20 protein-coding genes and 1 pseudogene are annotated in these 18,877 nt (G+C 60.2%); 7 read left to right on the top strand and 14 right to left on the bottom strand.

The genetic code is table 11. The features are described 5' to 3' along the window. Nucleotides 1-469: 469 nt before the first annotated feature. On the bottom strand, nucleotides 470-889 hold the full coding sequence (locus tag ACRC4F_RS15835; RefSeq protein ID WP_438660180.1) for an organic hydroperoxide resistance protein: 420 nt from the start codon (nucleotides 887-889) through the stop codon (nucleotides 470-472). Nucleotides 890-1,061: 172 nt separating this feature from the next. Next, entirely contained in the window at nucleotides 1,062-1,844 is a 783-nt protein-coding gene (locus ACRC4F_RS15830; RefSeq protein ID WP_438660179.1) for an SDR family oxidoreductase, read from the bottom strand. A gap of 195 nt (nucleotides 1,845-2,039) precedes the next feature. Between ACRC4F_RS15830 and ACRC4F_RS15825 the strand changes: the two genes are divergently transcribed. Together ACRC4F_RS15825 and ACRC4F_RS15820 are read left to right on the top strand one after the other, a co-directional pair. After that, nucleotides 2,040-2,489, top strand: a complete 450-nt coding sequence (locus ACRC4F_RS15825) for a winged helix-turn-helix transcriptional regulator (protein ID WP_438660178.1) — start codon at nucleotides 2,040-2,042, stop codon at nucleotides 2,487-2,489. A gap of 145 nt (nucleotides 2,490-2,634) precedes the next feature. Further along, nucleotides 2,635-3,087 (top strand): cupin domain-containing protein, encoded by a 453-nt coding sequence (locus ACRC4F_RS15820; protein ID WP_438660177.1) that lies wholly within the window; start codon nucleotides 2,635-2,637, stop codon nucleotides 3,085-3,087. Between the two features lie 50 nt (nucleotides 3,088-3,137). Here ACRC4F_RS15820 and ACRC4F_RS15815 read toward each other — a convergent pair whose 3' ends face one another. Together ACRC4F_RS15815 and ACRC4F_RS15810 are read right to left on the bottom strand one after the other, a co-directional pair. Then, nucleotides 3,138-4,265: a DmpA family aminopeptidase gene (locus ACRC4F_RS15815; protein WP_438660176.1), complete on the bottom strand. Its 1,128-nt coding sequence runs from the start codon at nucleotides 4,263-4,265 to the stop codon at nucleotides 3,138-3,140. Nucleotides 4,266-4,458: 193 nt separating this feature from the next. After that, nucleotides 4,459-5,562, bottom strand: coding sequence for an extracellular solute-binding protein (locus ACRC4F_RS15810; protein ID WP_438660175.1), 1,104 nt, complete (start codon nucleotides 5,560-5,562; stop codon nucleotides 4,459-4,461). 111 nt (nucleotides 5,563-5,673) lie between these two features. Here ACRC4F_RS15810 and ACRC4F_RS15805 point away from each other — a divergent pair, with 111 nt between their 5' ends. Further along, nucleotides 5,674-6,447 carry a helix-turn-helix transcriptional regulator gene (locus tag ACRC4F_RS15805; protein WP_438660174.1) on the top strand — a complete coding sequence of 258 codons (774 nt, stop codon included), beginning with the start codon at nucleotides 5,674-5,676 and terminating at the stop codon, nucleotides 6,445-6,447. Nucleotides 6,448-6,589: 142 nt separating this feature from the next. Here the strand turns inward: ACRC4F_RS15805 and ACRC4F_RS15800 are convergent, their stop codons facing one another. Further along, nucleotides 6,590-7,531, bottom strand: coding sequence for a class I SAM-dependent methyltransferase (locus ACRC4F_RS15800; RefSeq protein ID WP_438660173.1), 942 nt, complete (start codon nucleotides 7,529-7,531; stop codon nucleotides 6,590-6,592). 198 nt (nucleotides 7,532-7,729) lie between these two features. Between ACRC4F_RS15800 and ACRC4F_RS15795 the strand changes: the two genes are divergently transcribed. Together ACRC4F_RS15795 and ACRC4F_RS15790 are read left to right on the top strand one after the other, a co-directional pair. Beyond that, on the top strand, nucleotides 7,730-8,137 hold the full coding sequence (locus ACRC4F_RS15795; RefSeq protein WP_438660172.1) for a response regulator: 408 nt from the start codon (nucleotides 7,730-7,732) through the stop codon (nucleotides 8,135-8,137). Nucleotides 8,138-8,184: 47 nt separating this feature from the next. Then, nucleotides 8,185-8,853, top strand: coding sequence for an HAD-IA family hydrolase (locus tag ACRC4F_RS15790; protein WP_438660171.1), 669 nt, complete (start codon nucleotides 8,185-8,187; stop codon nucleotides 8,851-8,853). Nucleotides 8,854-9,024: 171 nt separating this feature from the next. Here the strand turns inward: ACRC4F_RS15790 and ACRC4F_RS15785 are convergent. Then, nucleotides 9,025-9,213: pseudogene (locus ACRC4F_RS15785) on the bottom strand (aspartate/glutamate racemase family protein); the annotation flags it as partial. A gap of 48 nt (nucleotides 9,214-9,261) precedes the next feature. Further along, the gene (locus tag ACRC4F_RS15780; protein ID WP_438660170.1) at nucleotides 9,262-10,209 is read right to left on the bottom strand and encodes a GlxA family transcriptional regulator; all 948 of its coding nucleotides are present in this window, start codon (nucleotides 10,207-10,209) and stop codon (nucleotides 9,262-9,264) included. 124 nt (nucleotides 10,210-10,333) lie between these two features. On the opposite strand from ACRC4F_RS15780, the gene ACRC4F_RS15775 reads away from it, so the two are divergent. Together ACRC4F_RS15775 and ACRC4F_RS15770 are read left to right on the top strand one after the other, a co-directional pair. Beyond that, nucleotides 10,334-11,125: an SDR family NAD(P)-dependent oxidoreductase gene (locus tag ACRC4F_RS15775; RefSeq protein ID WP_438660169.1), complete on the top strand. Its 792-nt coding sequence runs from the start codon at nucleotides 10,334-10,336 to the stop codon at nucleotides 11,123-11,125. A gap of 101 nt (nucleotides 11,126-11,226) precedes the next feature. Continuing rightward, nucleotides 11,227-12,147, top strand: coding sequence for a pyridoxal-phosphate dependent enzyme (locus ACRC4F_RS15770; protein WP_438660168.1), 921 nt, complete (start codon nucleotides 11,227-11,229; stop codon nucleotides 12,145-12,147). A 60-nt stretch (nucleotides 12,148-12,207) separates the two neighbouring features. Here the strand turns inward: ACRC4F_RS15770 and ACRC4F_RS15765 are convergent, their stop codons facing one another. From ACRC4F_RS15765 to ACRC4F_RS15735, 7 genes are all read right to left on the bottom strand, one after another. Beyond that, nucleotides 12,208-12,522 (bottom strand): DUF2388 domain-containing protein, encoded by a 315-nt coding sequence (locus tag ACRC4F_RS15765; protein WP_438660167.1) that lies wholly within the window; start codon nucleotides 12,520-12,522, stop codon nucleotides 12,208-12,210. Nucleotides 12,523-12,808: 286 nt separating this feature from the next. After that, on the bottom strand, nucleotides 12,809-14,116 hold the full coding sequence (locus tag ACRC4F_RS15760) for an OprD family porin (RefSeq protein ID WP_438660166.1): 1,308 nt from the start codon (nucleotides 14,114-14,116) through the stop codon (nucleotides 12,809-12,811). A 98-nt stretch (nucleotides 14,117-14,214) separates the two neighbouring features. Continuing rightward, on the bottom strand, nucleotides 14,215-14,775 hold the full coding sequence (locus ACRC4F_RS15755) for a PPC domain-containing DNA-binding protein (RefSeq protein ID WP_438660165.1): 561 nt from the start codon (nucleotides 14,773-14,775) through the stop codon (nucleotides 14,215-14,217). A gap of 125 nt (nucleotides 14,776-14,900) precedes the next feature. Further along, nucleotides 14,901-16,478 carry an aldehyde dehydrogenase (NADP(+)) gene (locus ACRC4F_RS15750; RefSeq protein WP_438660164.1) on the bottom strand — a complete coding sequence of 526 codons (1,578 nt, stop codon included), beginning with the start codon at nucleotides 16,476-16,478 and terminating at the stop codon, nucleotides 14,901-14,903. 28 nt (nucleotides 16,479-16,506) lie between these two features. Beyond that, nucleotides 16,507-17,448 (bottom strand): amidohydrolase family protein, encoded by a 942-nt coding sequence (locus ACRC4F_RS15745; protein ID WP_438660163.1) that lies wholly within the window; start codon nucleotides 17,446-17,448, stop codon nucleotides 16,507-16,509. Then, nucleotides 17,441-18,400: an amidohydrolase family protein gene (locus ACRC4F_RS15740; RefSeq protein ID WP_438660162.1), complete on the bottom strand. Its 960-nt coding sequence runs from the start codon at nucleotides 18,398-18,400 to the stop codon at nucleotides 17,441-17,443. The genes ACRC4F_RS15745 and ACRC4F_RS15740 overlap by 8 nt, the downstream gene beginning before the upstream one ends. A 15-nt stretch (nucleotides 18,401-18,415) precedes the next feature. Beyond that, the gene (locus tag ACRC4F_RS15735; RefSeq protein WP_438660161.1) at nucleotides 18,416-18,874 is read right to left on the bottom strand and encodes a thioesterase family protein; all 459 of its coding nucleotides are present in this window, start codon (nucleotides 18,872-18,874) and stop codon (nucleotides 18,416-18,418) included. Nucleotides 18,875-18,877: the final 3 nt, after the last annotated feature.

Genomic DNA, 18,877 nt, shown 5'->3' with positions numbered 1-18,877 from the left:
TCGCAGCCGCCAATCCAAGTCAAGAGGGGGAAGGAGGACTTGGCGACGAATGGTCGAGTGATGGGGAGGTGACACCGACTCCCGATTCCGCGCAATGAAAAAGCCCGCACAGGGCGGGCTTCGAAATCGAGTAGGTGGCCAGTGCTGGTCTCTGGCTTACGAGATTTATCAGGCTTCTGACAGAACAGTTTTGTGCTGTCCTGCTTCACACGGCATAAGGGCTGGACCTCACCTCGGAGATCTTTCTAACCGTGTACCCTTAGGAGCGCGCCCCACGCTTCCTCGCTATCCTCTTGCGCATCAGTCTGCGTCTTCACCTACAGGTTTTAGAATAGCAAAGGCTGCGAAACGTAAACCGGGCTTTTTAGACCGATTTCGTCCTTGGGAAAACGCGGCAGGATGGAAAACTGCTATCGGAAAAAAACCGGGTTCAGCCTGTCGGGGAAGGCAGGCGAACCCGGTGCCGGAATCAGACCAGATTGAGGGTGACGTCGATGTTGCCACGGGTCGCTTTGGAGTACGGGCAGGTTTGGTGCGCGGCATCGATCAACGTCCGGGCAACAACAGGATCCAGGCCCGGAAGGCTGACATTGAGGCGCGCCTGGAGGAAAAAGGCGTTATCGGTCTTGCCCAGATCCACTTCCGCATCAACGGCGACGTTGCCCGGCAATGTCACCTTCAACGCGGCCGCCGCTTTGCCGATCGCACCAATGAAGCAGGCTGACCAGCCGGCTGCCAGCAGCTGTTCCGGATTGGTTCCGGGCCCTGATGAGCCAGGCGGGGAAAGCTTGACGTCCAGACGTCCATCCGAACTCTTCGATTCGCCGTCGCGGCCGCCGATAGTGTGGGTCTTGCCGGTATAAAGCACAGTGTCGATTTCATTGATCATGACGGGGTTCCTGCTCAGGGTTGGGGGCGTCACCCGTGAGGTCGCCGGGTGTATGGTCGAACGGGTGAAGGCCCCACTTTTCCACTTTTATGTAGTGCCCATGTGTCCTGATCCACTGGTTGTGTAACGCCGTGTAAGATCGCCAGCGAAATTACACGACGATACAAATCCGTCATGCCTGCCAGTTTATTCTGTGAGCCGGTGCGCCCAAGGGCGAGCTGGTTGCACCGCCATCCACGACAATCTCTGCGCCTACGACGTTTGAAGAGTCGCTGGAGGCGAGGAATAAGGCGACGGTCGCCACTTCATGGGCTTCACCGATGCGACCCAGCGGAATAGTGGTCTTCAGTTTTTCCTCCAGCGCGTCCATCCCGACCTTGGCGGCGTGAGGGTTCCAGACCGGCGTGCGCGCAGCCCCGGGCGTAATCTGGTTGACGCGAATACCACGCGGGGCGAACTCTGCGGCCATCACTCGGGTCATCGAGCGCACGGCGCCTTTGGTGGCGGCGTAGGCGCTGTAGGCAGGCCAACCCATTTCGGCGTGTACCGAGCCGTTCAAAATGATCGAAGCACCCGGGTTGAGGTGCGGTTCGGCCGCTTGCACGGTAAAGAACGTGCCGGTGAGGTTGGTGTTGATGATGTTCTGGAACGTTTCCAGCGTGGTGCCGCCGACCGGGGTCAAACCCGCAATGCCCGCGTTGGCGAAGACGATATCCAGTTTACCGAACACCGCGACGGCTTCTGCTACGGCGCGCTCGATTTCTTTCACGTCGGTCAGGTCCGCCTTGATCGCCAGCAAGTTTGGACCCAAGGCCTCCCGGGCTACATCCAGGGTTTTTTGGCTGCGACCGGTGATCGCTACCTTTGCGCCTTCAGCGATGAACAGTTTGGCGGTGGCCAGGCCGAGGCCGCTGTTGCCACCGGTGATGAATGCAGTTTTTCCAGCCAGTTTCATTGGGAATCTCCTACGGTTTTATCATGCAACCATTGATGACAAAATGACTGTGCGTATGGCACAGAGAACGGGTTACTGGTTTTGTTATGAAACCAAGTGCTGTGATTTTTACCCGCATTGGTTGTATTATGCAACCACATGCCGGGTGAAAAATGTGCATCAGCGTCGGCACACTTTTTATGGAGGTTCATCTACGTGAAGCGCAAAAGCTTGCAGGGCAATCCCTGTCCGGTCGCTCGATCCCTGGATCTGATTGGTGATTGGTGGTCCTTGCTGATCATTCGTGATGCGCTTTCTGGCAAGAAGCGCTTCAGTGATTTTCAGAAAAGCCTGAATGTCGCGAAGAACATTTTGAGCACCCGTCTCAAAGGTCTGGTGACGGAAGGCGTGATGCGCATGGAGCCGGCGGCTGACGGAAGTATTTACAAAGAGTATGTGCTGACCGAAAAGGGCAGGGCGTTGCAGACCGTCCTCATTGCCCTGTCACAGTGGGGCAACGAGTTTTTGTATGAGCCCGGGGAAGCGGGATCCGTCATGGTCGATGCAAAGGATCGCCAGCCGATCCAAAAACTGCAGTTGGTTTCAACGGACGGACGACCGCTCAAACCAGAAGACATCGTGACCAGACTGGGCGTGCCGCACTGACGCGTACCTGCGGTTGTATCCGAACGTATCCCCGGCACCGGTAGTTACCTGGGCATACAAAACCGTGCTCTTCTCGACACCTGCGCGATACACGGCAACCTCCTAATGAAGCCACCGCAACCGCGGCATTCATTGGAGAATTGCGATGTCCCGTATCAAATCCCGTCACACCGCAGGCCTGCTCGGCATCGCCCTGGCTGCCGCCGTATCATTCAACGCCTTTGCCGCTGAAGAAGTGAAGGCGCCCGCACAAGCCACTCCGGCAAAAAGCTGGCAGACAGGACTGCACCGCACGGACCTGGTACGCCAGGACCTCGACATTTCCAAGGGTGAAGTGATTCAGGTTCGTGTCGATTTCGATCCGGGCGTCACATCCCCCAAGCATTCCCATCCGGGTGTGGAAGTCGCTTACGTGATCTCGGGCACGTTTGAGTATCAGCTCGAAGGTCGGGCGCCGATCACGCTCAAAGCCGGTGACTCCTTGTACATCCCGGCGGGCACCGCGCATGTCGCAAAGAACGTCGGTGACGGCAAGGCCTCGGAGCTGGCAACTTACCTGGTGAAAAAAGACACGCCGCTGTTGATCCTGGAAAAGTAAGCGATAGCCGCCCGATGCAATTCATCGGGCGTCATCGTTAAACAGCGTCCTCAGATCGCGACAGTTTCGCCAGGCCAACCGGCCTGGCGCAGCGCATTGAGCAGTGTTTTTGCGTCCAGTCCCGGCACGGTGTGTCCATTGCCTTCGGTGGTATCAGCGGCCAGCAGAGCGTTGATGATCGCTTCCTCCACCGCTTCAGTCGCGGCCAGAAACAACTCGCTGATGTGGTCGTTGTTGACCATGCTCAGGTTGTCGCAGGTGGGCGCACCTTTGCCTTCATAAGCCGCCGGTGGCACGTGTTGGTTGCCGGTGGCGAAGGCGATGAAAATGTCGCCGCTGTGGTCTTCGTTGCCGCCGCCGGTGCGCGCAAGTCCAAGACTGGCGCGCTGCGCGAGACGCGTGCATTGATGCGGCAGCAGCGGCGCATCGGTGGCCAGGCACACGACGATCGAGCCCATTCCCGGATACGGCAGCGATGCCCTGAGGAACGGTGAATCAGCCTGTTCCATATAGCGCCCGACCGGGTAACCATCGACCCGCAGCTCATTGCGAATGCCGTGGTTGGCCTGGACGATGGCGCCGACGGTCCAGCCGCCCTGAGCCTTGCTCAATTGGCGCGAAGAGGTGCCGATGCCCCCCTTGAATTCGTGACAGATCATCCCGCTGCCGCCGCCCACCGCGCCTTCCGTCACCGGTCCGCCGACGGCATTGCGTTGCGCTTCGGCCACATGTTCGGGCTTCACATGAAAGCCGTTGATGTCGCTGAGCAGGCCGTCGAAGGTCTCCAGCACCACCGGCATGTTCCAGTAAAGCCGTCCGTCATCGGGCTGGGCCTGACGATCCAAAGCAATCAGCGCATCACGCACTACACCCAGGCTGTGGGTGTTGGTGAAGGCAATCGGGCTGGTCAGCAGTCCTGCTTCACGAATCCACTCGAGACCGGTGGCGTCGCCGTTGCCGTTAAGCACATGGACACCGGCAAAACACGGTTGCTGATTGGTGGAACCGGCACGCGGTTCGATCAGGGTCACGCCGGTGTGGATGTCGCGGCCGCTGTCGGTGCGGCCGCGCACATCGCTGTGGCCGACGCGCACACCGGGCACATCGGTGATGGCGTTGAGAGGGCCGGGTTGCAATTGGCCGAACTGGATATTCAAATCGCGGGCACGTGGTTTCATCGTTTCTCTCATCTTCTATTTATTCAAAAAATGCGTGGCAGACGCGGTCCCTGTAGCAGCTGGCGAAGCCCTGTGGGAGCGAGCCTGCTCGCGATGACGTAGTGTCAGTCGACATTTGTGTTGCCTGATACACCGCTGTCGCGAGCAGGCTCGCTCCCACAGGGTTTCGCCAGCTGCTACAGGTCTCGTGGGATTACTGCCCGTTCTTCACCTTGCTCCAGATCCGCGTGCGCACCCGTTCGGTGGCCGGCGGCAAGGGCTGGAGAGTGAACAACGTGGCCAGCGCTTCGGCCGACGGGTAAACCGCCGGGTTGTTGCGGGTCGCTTCGGCCACCAGCGGTGTCGCGCTGCGGTTGCCGTTGGGGTAGGACAGGTGATCGCTGACCGGGGCGATGACTTCAGGCCGCATCAGGTAGTCGATGAAGGCCAGGCCTTGCTCCGGGTGCGGTGCGTCCTTGAGCAACACCAGCGTATCGAACCAGACCGGCGCACCTTCCTTCGGCAGGCTGTAGGCGATCTTCACGCCGTTGTTGGCCTGCTCGGCATTGGTCTTGGCTTCGAGCATCGCGCCGGACCAACCCACCGCCACGCAGATGTTGCCGTTGGCCAGGTCGCTGATGAACTTCGACGAGTTGAAGTAGGCAATGTGCGGACGCAGTTTGAGCAGCAGCGCTTCGGCCTTTTTATAGTCGTCAGGGTTGGTGCTGTTCGGTGGCAAACCCAGATAGTGCAGGGCGACCGGCAGCATTTCCGCTGGCGAGTCGAGCATCGCCACGCCGCACTGGCCGAGCTTCGCCAGGTTCTCTTCGTTGAACACCAGCGCCCAGGAATCCACCGGCGCCTTGTCACCCAAAGCGGCGCGAACCTTGTCGATGTTGTAGCCGATACCGTTGGTGCCCCACAGGTACGGCACGGCGTACTGGTTACCCGGATCGTTGTTGGCCAGTTTCGCCAACAGGTCGGTGTCCATGTTCTTGAAGTCCGGCATCTGCGCGCGGGGCAGTGGTGCCAGGGCGCCGGCCTTGATCAGGGTCGGCAGGCTGAAGTTGCTTGCCACCACCACGTCGTACCCGCTGCGGCTGGTCAGCAGCTTGCCTTCCAGCACTTCGGCGCTGTCGAAGGTGTCGTAAACCGGCTCGATACCGGTGTCGCGCTTGAAGTCGTGCAGGGTGTTGGGGCCGATATAGTCATACCAGTTGTAGACATGAACCGTGGGACCCTCGGCCGCAACCGCCGACAGCGAAACGCACAAACAGACGCTCAGTCCAAGATTGATCTGGTGACGGGGACGACTCATGATGCGGCACTCCTGGCCTGCTGCAGGCCGGTGATGAACAGGTGCTTGCAGCGTATCGGCAGGCGGGTTACACACCCATTCCCATCATGGGTTACTCGAAAGGGGTAGTGCGTGGACGCGTTGTTGAAAGAGTTGCCGCTGCACCACGGGCTGGCGCGGGTATTTGGCGCACTGGGCCAGGACGGTTTCTGGCGCGCGCTGGTCGACACGCTGCGGCTGCTGGTGCCGCTGGATAACGCGTTGGTCGCGGTGATGCGGACCGGGCGAGTGCCGCGCTTGCTGATCGACTTCGACTCGAAAGGGGGTGCCGCCGAGCACGAAGAACTGGCGGACTACAGCGCCGGCATGTACCTGCTCGATCCGTTTTACCAGGCGGCCTGCGCCGGCATTGCCGATGGCTTGCACAGCCTTGATTCGCTAGCCCCGGACCAGTTTCAGCGGAGCGAGTATTACCTGAGCTACTTTCGCTCGGTGGTGGGCGGTGACGAGTTGCAGTTCATGGTCAACGTCGACGGCGCCGTGCTCGGTTTATCGTTGGGGCGTTCGACGCGGTTCACCCTTGAAGAGCAGGGTCGTCTGCTGTGTGTGCGCGATTGGGTGCTGTCGGCAATGCGCCGGCATCTGCAGTTGATGCCGCCGGAAGGTCCGGTTGCGGAACCTGTGGCCGGCGATCTGGCAACCCTGCTGGATCGTTTCGACGCGCGCTTGTCCGTGCGTGAAGTCGAAACGGCGCGACTGATTCTCCAGGGCTTCTCCAGCAAGGCGATCGCCCAGCAAATGGGCATCTCACCGGAGACGGTGAAAGTGCATCGACGCAATCTCTATCACAAGCTCAACGTGAACGGTCACGGCGAGCTGTTCGCGCTGGTCTTGCAACCGCGTTGAATCCGAGGCCGCCTACCTATCTTGGGTCCGCTATAGATCCCTGTGGGAGCGGGCTTGCCCGCGATGGCCGTGTAATTGACGAAATCAATGTTGGAACGGACGGCCTCATCGCGGGCAAGCCCGCTCCCACAGTGAACAGCACTTAGCTCCCGAGTTTGAACACCAACGCCTTCAACCCGCATTCAACATCCGCATCCGGAAACTCCGGCGGATTCTCCAGCCGTTGCTCAAACCGCAAACCCGGCGCTTCACGCATCACACCATCGATAAGGAAGTCCGCCCCGAACGCTGGATCGTTCATGCAAGCCAGCACCGTACCTTCAGGACTGAGCAACTCCGGCAGCCGACGCAACACGCGCTGATAATCCTTGGTCAGCAGAAAACTGCCTTTCTGAAACGACGGCGGATCGATGATCACCAGGTCGTAAGGCCCTTTGCCAATCACCTTGCCCCAGGACTTGAACAAGTCATGGCCGAGAAAACTCACCTTGCTCATGTCGTGGCCGTTAAGCCGGTGATTGTCGCGACCCCGGTTCAGGGCCGGGCTGGACATGTCCAGATTGACCACATGCTCGGCGCCACCTTCGATGGCGGCGACCGAAAAGCCACAGGTGTAGGCGAACAGATTCAACACACGTTTGCCGTCGGCATTCGCCCGCACCCAATCACGGCCATAGCGCATATCGAGGAACAACCCGGTGTTCTGCTTGCGGCCCAGGTCCACGCGATACCGCAAGCCGCCCTCGGTGATGATCAATTCCTCGATCGCATCCCCCAGCAACCATTCGGTGGTGCTTTGCAGCAGGTAGCGGTGTTGCAGCAACAGAGTCTGTGCGCCTGATTTTTGCCACTGCGCCGATTCAGTGATCGCCATCAGCAACTGCTTCAGATCTTCCAGCTGCGCCGCTTCAGGCTCCTTGAACAGCGACACCAGCACCACGCCCTGCAGCCAGTCGACGGTCAACTGCTCCAGCCCCGGCCAGCAACGGCCCCGGCCATGGAACAACCGACGGGTTTCGGCAGGTGCATCGGCCAGGGCTGTCAGCAAATGGTCGTGAAGGATGGAGAGGGCGTCAGCGTTCATCGGGCAGGGGCCAGCAGTTTGAGGGGGGCGGCATTTTACACAATTGTGGGTTTGCGAACGGCTGCGATGGTCGGGAGGTACTCACAACTTTCAAGTCGCATGTATCAAAAATGAATTTCCGCCGAGTCCGCTGCTCATACCTGTAGGCAGCGGATTTGAGCCCGCGAAATCATTAGGCAATCAGGGAGTGGCAAGGTTATGTGTCCAACAACGATGGCGGGCGAGCAGCTTCCTGGCGGGTTGATTCTGGTGGTTGAAGATGACCCTTTGATTCTGGAATTCCTCTGCGAAATTCTTCAGGAGGAAGGTTTCAAGGTTGAACCGCAAGTCAGCGCGGATGCCGCATCGGAATATCTCGAAAAGCACGCCGACAAGGTTGGTCTGTTGCTCACGGACATCACCATGCCCGGCAAACTCAACGGCGCGGACCTGGCCAATAAATTTGGCGATCGCTGGCCGGACAAGCCGATCATGATCATGTCCGGTTACGAAACCCCCGAGACCTCTGGTGTTAAGCATCCAGTGTCCTTTATCAAAAAGCCCTGGGCATTGGGGCAACTGCTTGATTGTGTCGAGGGGGCCTTCAAGTCGCGGCGGCCTGTGTAGGTCGTGTACATTGACGAACCTGCCTGACACACAAAGGAAATTCATCCTTGTCTGCCCACGAATCCGTTTTTAATACGCCGTATCGCGCGTTCCTGTTCGACATGGACGGCACCGTCCTCAACTCCATCGCCGCCGCCGAGCGGATCTGGACCACCTGGGCCCTGCGCCACGGGGTGGATGTCGAGTCCTTTCTTCCGACCATTCACGGCGCCCGTGCCATCGACACCATCAATCGCCTGGCGTTGCCCGGGGTGAATGCAGAGGCCGAGGCGAAGTGGATAACCGAGGCGGAGATCGAGGATGTGGAGGGGATTGTCGAGGTGTCCGGCGCGGCAGATTTCCTCAGGTCCTTGCCGGCGAATCAGTGGGCGATCGTCACCTCTGCGCCAAGGGCTTTGGCGTTGCGCCGGATGGCGGCGGCGGGGATTCCCGAGCCGGGTGTCATGGTCACCGCCGAAGATGTCAGCGCCGGCAAACCGGACCCTGCGGGCTACCGACTGGCGGCTCAACGGTTAGGTTTTGCAGTGACTGATTGCCTGATCTTTGAAGATGCCGCCGTGGGGATTCTTGCGGCAGAAGCGGCTGGGGCAGGCCTCATGATCATCACCTCGACCCATGACCATCCGATTCAGACACAGCATGCCACCCTGGCCAGTTACGAGCTGGTTTCAGTGCAACCGGCTCCCGAAAACCTTATCCGCCTGACGAAAATCTAAAAGTGTGGGAGCGAGCCTGCTCGCGATAGCGGTTTCTCAGTCACATCTATGCTGAATGTGCCATCGCTATCGCGAGCAGGCTCGCTCCCACAGGTTTTGTGTCGTCCCACGGTGATGTGAACAACGCAAAACCTGTGGGAGCGGGCTTGCCCGCGATGGGGACGACTCGGTCTACCTGCCAAACCGCCCCGGCCAGCCAATGATGTTCTTGGGCCGCGGCGTCGCATAAGTCCGCACCTTGGAAGTCGACAAGCCCAACCGCACCAGCGACTCGGCAATGGTCACCGCCGCTGTCACCCCATCCACCACCGGAACACCGGTGCGCTGGCGAATCTGTTCATCCAGCCCGGCCATGCCACCGTCAGGGCCAGGATCCATCTGAAGGCAGCGCTTCCCGCGCGGTAATACTCAAGCCGTCATCTGCGACCGGGCATTACGCCGAATCACCTGTGGCGGCTGGCCGAACGCCCTGAGGAAGGCTTCGCGCATCCGACGACGGTCGGTGAAGCCAGCCTCGGCGGCAATCTGATCGAGGGTCAGGCGACCGCGTTCGAGCAGCTGCCGCGCCGCTTCCAGACGCAGGTTTTCGATGGCCTTGGCCGGGGATTGCCCGGTCTCGGCGCGGAAGGTGCGGCTGAATTGCCGTGGGCTGAGGCGTGCGACTTCTGCCAGTTGCTCCACCGACAACGCCGACGTCAGATGTTCCCGGGCGTAGCCGAGGACGGTTTGAATCCGGTCGGATTTGGGCTCCAGTTCCAGCAGTGCCGAATGCTGCGACTGGCCTCCGGCCCGGCGTTGATACATCACCAGTTTCTGCGCAACGGACCGGGCCAGTTCGGCGCCATGGTCCTTTTCGACCATGGCCAGCGCCAGGTCGATGCCAGCGGTCATGCCGGCGGAGGTCCAGATGGAACCGTCGACCACGTAAATGCGGTCTTCTTCTACCTTGATCGAGGGAAACCGCGCTTGCAGTTCCCGCGCATAGGCCCAGTGAGTGGTGGCCCGCCGCCCGTCGAGCAGACCAGCCTGAGCCAGCACGAACGCCCCTGAACAGATCGACGCCGTACGCCGTGCGGTTTTCACGCGGTCGCGCAGATACGCCAGCACACCCTCGGGCGCCTGCTCGAGGATCGAATCGCCACCGACCACAATCACGGTGTCGAACACCTGCTCATCAAAGGCTCGGGTGCCCACACTCAGGCCACCGGAAGCCTGCAGGGAACGGCCATCCTCAGAGATGACGCTGACCTCATAAAGCGCTTCGCCGGCGCTGAAGTTGGCGTACTCGAACACCGGCATCGCCGCCAGCGCCATGGACTGGAAGCCCTCGAAAACCACAAACGCCACGGAAGTCATGATCAAGCCCTCGAAAGCCTGTGTCCGAAAAACGTACTTTAAACGTCATTTGAGACGAGCGTGAGTCAATTTATAACTGTCCACACCCGGCGACCTTATCGCCTCACTGTGAAGGAAATTGAACATGGCTCTTTCATCCAAAGGCACTGCACTGATCACTGGCGCTTCTTCGGGCATCGGCGCAGTTTACGCCGACCGACTCGCCCGGCAGGGCTACGACTTGATTCTGGTCGCCCGCAGCCAAGGCAAACTCAACGCCCTGGCCAATCACCTGAGCAACGAAACCGGCCGCGCCGTGGAAGTGGTTGTCGCCGACCTCAAAGACAAGGCTGACTTGCTGCGGGTCGAGAGCATTCTGTGCAACGATGCGAGTATCACACTGCTGGTCAACAACGCCGGCGTTGGCGGCGTGATGCCGTTGCTCGGCAGCCCGGTGGATGACATGGAAGACATGATCACCCTCAACGTCACTGCGCTGATGCGTTTGTCCTATGCCGTGGTACCGGGCTTCGTTGCACGCGGCGGCGGCACCGTCATCAACATTTCATCTATCGTCGCCATCGCTCCGGAAATCCTCAACGGTGTTTACGGCGGGAGCAAGGCTTTTGTGTTGGGCCTGAGCCAGTCGATGCATCACGAACTGGCCGACAAGGGCATTCGTGTCCAGGCGGTGTTGCCCGGCGCAACCGCCACCGACTTCTGGAGCGAGGCCGGCAATCCGGTGGAAAACCTGCCGCAAGAGATTGTGATGTCTGCCGAGGACATGGTCGATGCGGCGCTCGCAGGATTGGCAAAAGGAGAAGTGGTGACCATCCCTGGCCTGCACGAAGGCGACAAATGGGACGCCTACGAAGCCCAGCGCCAGGTGCTGTCCGGGTCGTTTGGCCACTCATCGCCGGCACCGCGTTATCGCTGAGACGGTAGCGGCGGGCCAGGGTGAACTAAGCTTGGATAAGGACTGTTCACCACCGGCTCGTCGAAAACCCGACCCGCCGGTGCTGCCAAACGGAGCACACAATGCTTCACATCAGAACGCCTTTGATCCTCCACCCAGGGCTGTCCACGCCGACCCGGCGCATCTGGCTCAAACTGGAAAACCTGCAACCCAGTGGCTCGTTCAAAATGCGTGGCATGGGCCTTTTGTGCAGTCAGGCAAAGGCGCAAGGCAAACGCAAAGTCGTCTGTCCTTCCGGCGGTAACGCCGGTTTTGCCACCGCCATGGCCGCCGTTGCGCTCGGGCTCAAAGCCTGCATTATCGTGCCGCACACCACCCCCGAAACCACCCGCGCCAGGATCAGGAAAACCGGCGCCGAGGTGATCGTGCACGGCAAAGTCTGGGATGAGGCCAATCAACGGGCAAAAGAGCTTTCACAGGATGCGGATACCGAATACGTGCCAGCGTTCGATCACCCCGTATTGTGGGAAGGGCACAGCAGTCTGATTGATGAAGTCCTTGAGGATTGTCCCCAGGTCGATGCGCTGGTGACGTCGGTCGGCGGCGGTGGTTTGCTGGCGGGCATCCTGACCGGATTGATCCGGCACCAGCGCATGGATTGCCGGATCGTTACGTGTGAAACCCAAGGCGCGGCGTCCTTCGCTGCCGCCATCGAGGCCGGGCATCCCGTCAGGTTGGCGCGCATCGACACCGTCGCAACATCCCTGGGCGCTGCCAAAGTCGCTGCGTGGCCGGTGCAGCACCTCCCGGATTTTCCTCACGAATGTGTGGTGCTCAGTGATGACGAGGCGATCATGGGGGTGGTGCGTTACGCCAACGACCTGCGCCAGTTGGTCGAGCCGGCGTGCGGTGTTTCATTGGCAATCGCGTACTTGGACCATCCGGCGATCGCCGAGGCCCATGACGTGGTGATTGTGGTGTGTGGCGGGGTCAGCATCAGCGCCCAGCTAGTGGCCGGATGGGCGCGTTTGTCCTCTGGGTGAAGCAAGGCAGGGCTGCACGCTCTCCGGCTGTCGCGAGCTCTTCCGTTAACTTTGCAACCTTCATTGGCCAGCGGTGCTTTCCTGGATCAGGATGGCTCTGGCAAGCTCTTCGTCGCTGGCTTTGAGTCCAGGATTTTGCTGACGAATCTGGTTCAATACCGACTCCAGGTACACACCGCGGATCGTACCGCCACTGGCTACGAAGCTGGAGGCATCATCACGGGCAGGAATCGCCAGTTTGTGGTCCTTGAACGTCGAGTACAGCGATGCTGAAACCCCGGCAGAGGTGGCGACATCGCCTGCGTCCACGTCGGCGAAGGCCGAACCGAAGGGCAAACACAACATGAATAAGGAGATGATAATCAGGCGGCGCATAGCGGTGTCCTCTGAAGCGTGAAGCAAAAAAGGAAGTACCTCATCATTTAGGATGCCTGGCGCCCCTCAGGAGTTCCCTGTTGATGCGTTATCCGTGTGCGATGACGCTCAAAATCGCACAGGCGCTGGGATGCCGAGCAACTCACAAAGAACCACATAACCCTGTAGCCGCTGTCGAGTGAAACGAGGCTGCGATTCTTTTGATCTCACCCTTGAAAATCTAAATCAAAAGAATCGCAGCCTCGATTCACTCGACAGCGGGCTACACGGCTCCCTGCGCTGACTGCTACAGCAACGGAATGCTGTAGCTCACAATCAAGCGGTTCTGGTCCTGGTTTCGCGACGCCTCGCTGTTGGACTTGCCATTACGCCATCCAAATCCGACGTTTTTCAGAGCGCCGGACTGAATCACATAGTCCAGGGCAATGTCCCGTTCCCACTCCTTCTGCGTGCCGCCGGATGTCGTCTTTATATTGTCCCCGCTGAGGTACATGACGGAGGCTTTCAAACCGGGTACTCCCATGGCCGCGAAGTCGTAGGCGTATTGACCGAAGGTCGTGCGTTCGCCCGCACGGGTGAACGTTTGAATCAGGCGGTCGGTATACAGGTAAAGACTGGCGCCGCCGGCACCCTTTTTGACCAGATTGCCCTGACTCAGTTGCGTGAAGTTGCTGCCACTCGACACGCTTTGATAGCCCGCGGTGATGCCATGGCCACCCACGGTGTAAATCAGTGCGGCACTCCAGGTTTTATTGTCGATCTCGCCATCATTGTCCTGGGTGTAGCCACTGATTTTGTAGCCGGTAGTGCCCGAGCTGTTTTCACCGGATGAATCAGTCTTGAAGTAGCGCAAGTCGGTTTTCAGCGACTGACCTTCCGCGATTGCCAGTGTGTGGATCAGGCCGAAAAACTGCTGGGTGTAGTAGTCGTCCAGATTGGCGTAGTAATACTGGGCGGTCAGGTCCTTGGTGATTTTCCAGTCACCGCCGGCGAAGTCGAAGGCGTTGCTTTCACGAGTGCCACCGGTGGCGGCCAATCCGGTCTGATCGCTTGAACCGCGACCGGTCGCGTGTTCGATTCGCCCTCCAGTAAAGGTCAAATCCTTGAACTCGCCCGAGGTGATCTGGCCACCTTCAAAGGTTTGCGGCAGCAGACGACCGTCGTTGGACACCAGGATCGGCAGCTTCGGCATCAGCGTGCCCAGGCGCAGTTCGGTTTTCGACACCTTGACCTTGCCGGTCAACCCCAGTCGGCTCCACTCGTCGACAGCGCTGTTATCCGTATCCGAAGGGATCATGGAACTGCCGACATGCCGTCCTTTGCCACTGTCCAGCGTGATCCCCATCAGCCCCAAAGCATCGACGCCAAAGCCGACCCTGCCGTCGGTGTAGCCCGACTTGTAATCGAGCATGAAACCTTGCGCCCACTCTTCGGTTTTCGAAGGCGTGGCCGTGCCGTCGCGGTTGTCGTTGTTGAAGTAGAAATTTCTCATCCCCAACGTGGCCTTGCTGTCACTCAGGAAGTCGGCGTGCGCCTGGGTGCTCAGTGCAATGGCGCCCAGTGCGATCGTTACCGCCGTTGTTGTGTTGCTCATCGAAATCGCCCTTTTTTTGTAGTTTGAATAGGGGAGAGTCACTCCCGCAGGCGCGGCTGCCGGCATGGCAGGCGGTCTGCGGGAGCGTGACGCTTGAGTTAAATACCCAGCACGTTGGCGCCGATGCATGGGTCGATGCCACGTTCCAGACGACGCTGATGGACGATCACGGTAATTTCCATCGAGCCGGTGGTGACCTCGAAGTCGAGGATGTGGCCGCCGTACGCTTGAAAGGTGGCGTCACCGGCGACGCCGTGCATATGGATCGAAGGCTGATCGTTCTTCCACGCCACGGAGCCGGTGATGCTCGCCATCTCGACGCTGTTCAGGGTCTTGGCGTCGAAGTCTTTTTTGTCCTTGTTCCAGAATCCGAATTTCACATTGCCGAAACCGATGCCGCTGATGGAGGCGCTGGGGATTTTTTCGGCGATGGCCAGCTTGGTCAGTTCCTTGAAGGCGTTGTCGCCCATGCGCAGCACCATCAGGTAACCGGTGGGGGTCTTGGTGTAGCGCGGTGTGGCTTCAGTGGCACATTGCATGGGTGTTGTCGTCGCGGTTGGCTGGGTTTCGGCGATGGCCGCTGTGTTGAACATCAAGGCGGTGGTCACCGCCAACATCAATGTGGACAGGCAGTGTTTCGGGTGAAGTTGAACGTGCATGAGGCTTCCTCTGTTTTTGTTGTTGTGTGGGTGCAGCGGTTTTCGGGACGAGCGAATCCGGCGCCTGTTGTTCAACAGGCGCGGAAGTTGTCGCTAACGGTGGGTGTTAGTTGAAGCCGGGTGACTTACAGCGCATCGCGACTGCTGACGCCGTCAACCAGTCGGGCGATGCCCAGCGGGTTGGCATTCTTCAATGCGTCCGGCAACAAGCTGTCAGGGCAGTTCTGATAACAGACCGGGCGCAGGAAGCGATCGATCGCCAGCGTCCCGACCGACGTGCCGCGCGAATCCGATGTGGCCGGGTAGGGGCCGCCGTGCACCATCGCATCGCAGACTTCCACGCCAGTCGGATAGCCGTTGAACAGCACGCGCCCGACTTTCTGTTCCAGCAACGGCAGAATGTCGCCCAGGGTGGCGGTGTCCGAGTCTTCGACGATCAGCGTTGCGGTCAATTGGCCGCGCAAGCCGTGCAGGGCCTGCAGCAGTTCCGCGTGATTGGCCACTTCAACGACCAGGGTGGTCGGGCCGAAGACTTCTTCCTGAAGCAACTCATCGCCGTTGATCAACAGGCTGACGTCGGCCTTGAATACCTGCGGCTGTGCCTGGTTGCCCTGTTGCCCGTTACCGGCCAGATGCGTAATGCCGGGGTGTGCGCGCAGATTGTCCAAACCATGGCAATAGCTCTTCAGGGCGCCGGCGTTGAGCATGGTTTGCGCCGGTTGTTCACCCATCAGACCGGTAAAACGTTCGAGGAACGCCGTGAATTCCGGCGAGCGAATGCCCAGCACCAATCCGGGATTGGTGCAGAACTGACCCGCACCCAGCACCACGGAGGTACTCAGTTCCGCCGCAATCTTGTCACCGCGCGCCTTGAGTGCGTCGGGCATCAACACGACCGGGTTGATGCTGCTCATTTCGGCGAACACCGGGATCGGTTGAGGGCGTGCCGCTGCCATATCACACAAGGCCCGACCGCCACGCAACGAGCCTGTAAAACCGACCGCCTGGATGGCGGGGTGCTTGACCAGGGCCTCACCGACGCTGCCGTAGAGCAGGCTGAACACGCCATCGGGCATCCCGGTTTTTTTCGCGGCACGGGTAATCGCATCGGCGACGTAATCGGCGGTTGCCATATGCCCGCTGTGGGCCTTGAACACTACCGGGCAACCCGCCGCGAGCGCCGAGGCGGTGTCACCACCCGCGGTCGAGAACGCCAGCGGGAAGTTACTGGCGCCGAACACTGCGACCGGGCCGAGCCCGGTGCGGTACTGGCGCAGGTCGGGGCGGGGCAAAGGTTGGCGATCCGGCAGGGCGCGGTCGATGCGGGCACCGAAGAAATCGCCGCGACGCAGCATCGTGGCGAACAGGCGCATCTGGCCGCTGGTGCGGGCTCGTTCACCTTGAATACGACCCGCGGGCAGGGCGGTTTCCTGGCACACCAGGGCAATGAACGTGTCGTCCAGCGCCTCAAGCTCAGTGGCAATCGCCTCGAGGAACTGAGCACGTCGGGCGGCTGACAGATGACGAAATGTCGGGTAAGCCGTGGCCGCCGCTTCGGCGGCCGCATTCACTTCCTCCACGGTTGCCTGGTGGAAGCGATACGGCAGTGCTTCGCCGGTGTTGGCGTCGTGGCTATGCAGGGTGGTCGAACCTTGTGCGGAACGAGCGCCGGCAATGTAGTTGTGGCCTGAAACTTCAAACATGGGAACTCCAAGGGCTGTTCAATGAGGGTCAAGTGAGCCGGTAAATGCGCCGGGCGTTGTCATGAAACAGGGCGAGCCGATCAGTCAGGGGACGGTCGCCGGTGATGGTTTTGAAACCGTCGAAGATCTCGCTCATGCCGTTCACTACGCCGTCGACCGGGTAATTGCTCGCGAACATGCAACGGCTGACGTCGACTATCGAAATCGCGTCGTTCACGACGATCCGGTTCATCTCCACGGGCCACGCCTTGCCGGGCATGCAGATGCCGGAAATCTTCAGCGCGACGTTCGGCTCCAGTGCCAGTAACGCGAGGTTTTTACGCCAGCCGGCTAACCCTTCTGGCGAACGATCCGCCGGCAGCGCCGTGTGATTAACCACGATGGTCACGTCCGGAAAGTCCCTGGCCAGTTCGGCCGCTTCCGGCAGATGCCACCAGGGCGCCTGCAACTCGAAGTGCAGGCCGTTTTCTGCCAGTTGTGCGTAGCCTTCGCGCCAGCGCGGATCACGCATGGAGCCGGGCGCCACGAAATCTTCGCGCCATGCCTCACGGCTGGTGACCGACGGTTTGTGGCGCACGCCGCGCACCAACGGGTGGTCGCCGTACTGGCGCAAGAGCTCCGAGGCGGCCTCCCGATCAAGCCAGACCTGCGCGACCATCGCCGCCAGGGTGGGTTCGTCTTGTGCCAGCGACTCGACAAACCTCACCTCGTCGGCGGGCGTGGCCGGGTCCCATTCACCTTCGATGACGACGGTTTGCACGATGCGATGGTTGCCCGTGAGCCGGCGATAATCCCGGGGTAGAAAGTTGCGGCAGATCGACGAGTAATCGCCGTAGCGAAAGGGCCGCAACGGTCGATCATTCAGCCATGGGTAGTAATGCTGTTCGATATCGAAGTAATGCTGGTGAGCGTCGACGATGGGCAGGTCAGCATCCTCGCCGCTGGCCAGAAAGCGCGCACGGTCATCCATGCTGTTCCTCCAGACGATAAAAGCGTCGTGCATTGCCGGCGAACACCGCTTCCTGCACGGCACGGCCCATGGGAGCGAGCATCGCGGCGACGCCATCGGCAATCGTGTCGTAGGACGCACGCAATCCGGCGACCGGGAAATTACTGGCGAACATGCATCGCTCAGGCCCGAAGATCTCAAGCGCCGTCAGCACCACGACACGGTTGTCGTCGTAATTCCAGGGCGAATCCTTCAGCCCGAACTCCGAGAGCTTGATGTGCACGTTGGGCTGCATGGCCAGGGCTTCAAGGCCTTTGCGCCAGCGGGCCATGCCCTGCGGGCTGCGATCCCAGGCGAAGCCGGTGTGATTGAGCGCGACCTGGATTTGCGGAAACATCGCTGCCACTTCCGCAGCCTCCACCAGGTGCCATGGCGGCACGCGCAGATCCCACGACAGATCGTGTTCAGCCAGACGCGAAAAGCCTTCCAGCCATTTTGGGTCCTGCATTGTGCCCCGTGCGCCGGCAATCGATACATCTGGGGATGCCGAAGTCACCGGTTTGGAGCGAATGCCTTTCACCAGTGGTCTCGCGGCCTGGGCAGCGAGAATTTCGGCGCTGTCCTCACGGTCGAACCAGGCGTGGGCAACGATGGCATTCGGGAAGCCGTAACGGGAATTCACTTGTTCCAGCCAGCGTGTCTCGGCGACCTGCTCATCACGAGCACGTTCAGCTTCGACATGCACTGTCCCGACCAACCGTTGTCTTTCGGTCAGGGCGAGAAACTTTCCCGGCAAGAAATCCTGGCAGAGGCTGCGGTAGTCGCCGAGGAAAAAATCCTCGTGATAGTCGTCCTGCAGCCACGGATATCGACCGTTGCCCAAGTCCCACAAGTGGTGATGGGCATCGACGATCGGCAGCGCATCCTCGGCAGCCAGGTTGGGCAAACCGTTGCGTTCGTGCAGCGTGATCATGACGTCGTCCCTTGCTCAGCGCGACGCGGCGAATTGGGAGGGGCTGAGCACGCCGTCATCGACTTCGCCCGCGACAGCGGCCTCGGCCTTGGCCTGCACCCGGCTGCGCAGTTTGGCGACGTTCACCACCACCCGGGTATGTGCCGCCGTGGCCACCAGCTCGACGTCATCGCGCACTTCGACGTTGAAGGTGACGCTGCGACCCTCGACCCGGGTGACCGTGGCGACAATGCTGACCGACATGCCGAGCAACGTGGCGCCGACGTGGCGGATATCCACCGCGGCACCGACGGTGTTTTCGCCTTCGTCGAGGAAGGTCAGCAGGTAGTCCAGGCACGTCTGTTCAATGTCATCCACCAGGCGGGGCGTGGCGTAGATGCGCAAGTCCTCGCCCAGAAACGAGATGGTGCGTTCCCTGTCCACGATCAGTTTGCGTTCGGTGGCGGTGCCGGCTTCGAGTGCGGAGAAATTCATGAG

The organism is Pseudomonas sp. (assembly GCF_051660785.1).
Lineage (GTDB): Bacteria > Pseudomonadota > Gammaproteobacteria > Pseudomonadales > Pseudomonadaceae > Aquipseudomonas.
This window is presented reverse-complemented; position numbering and strand designations above follow the sequence as displayed.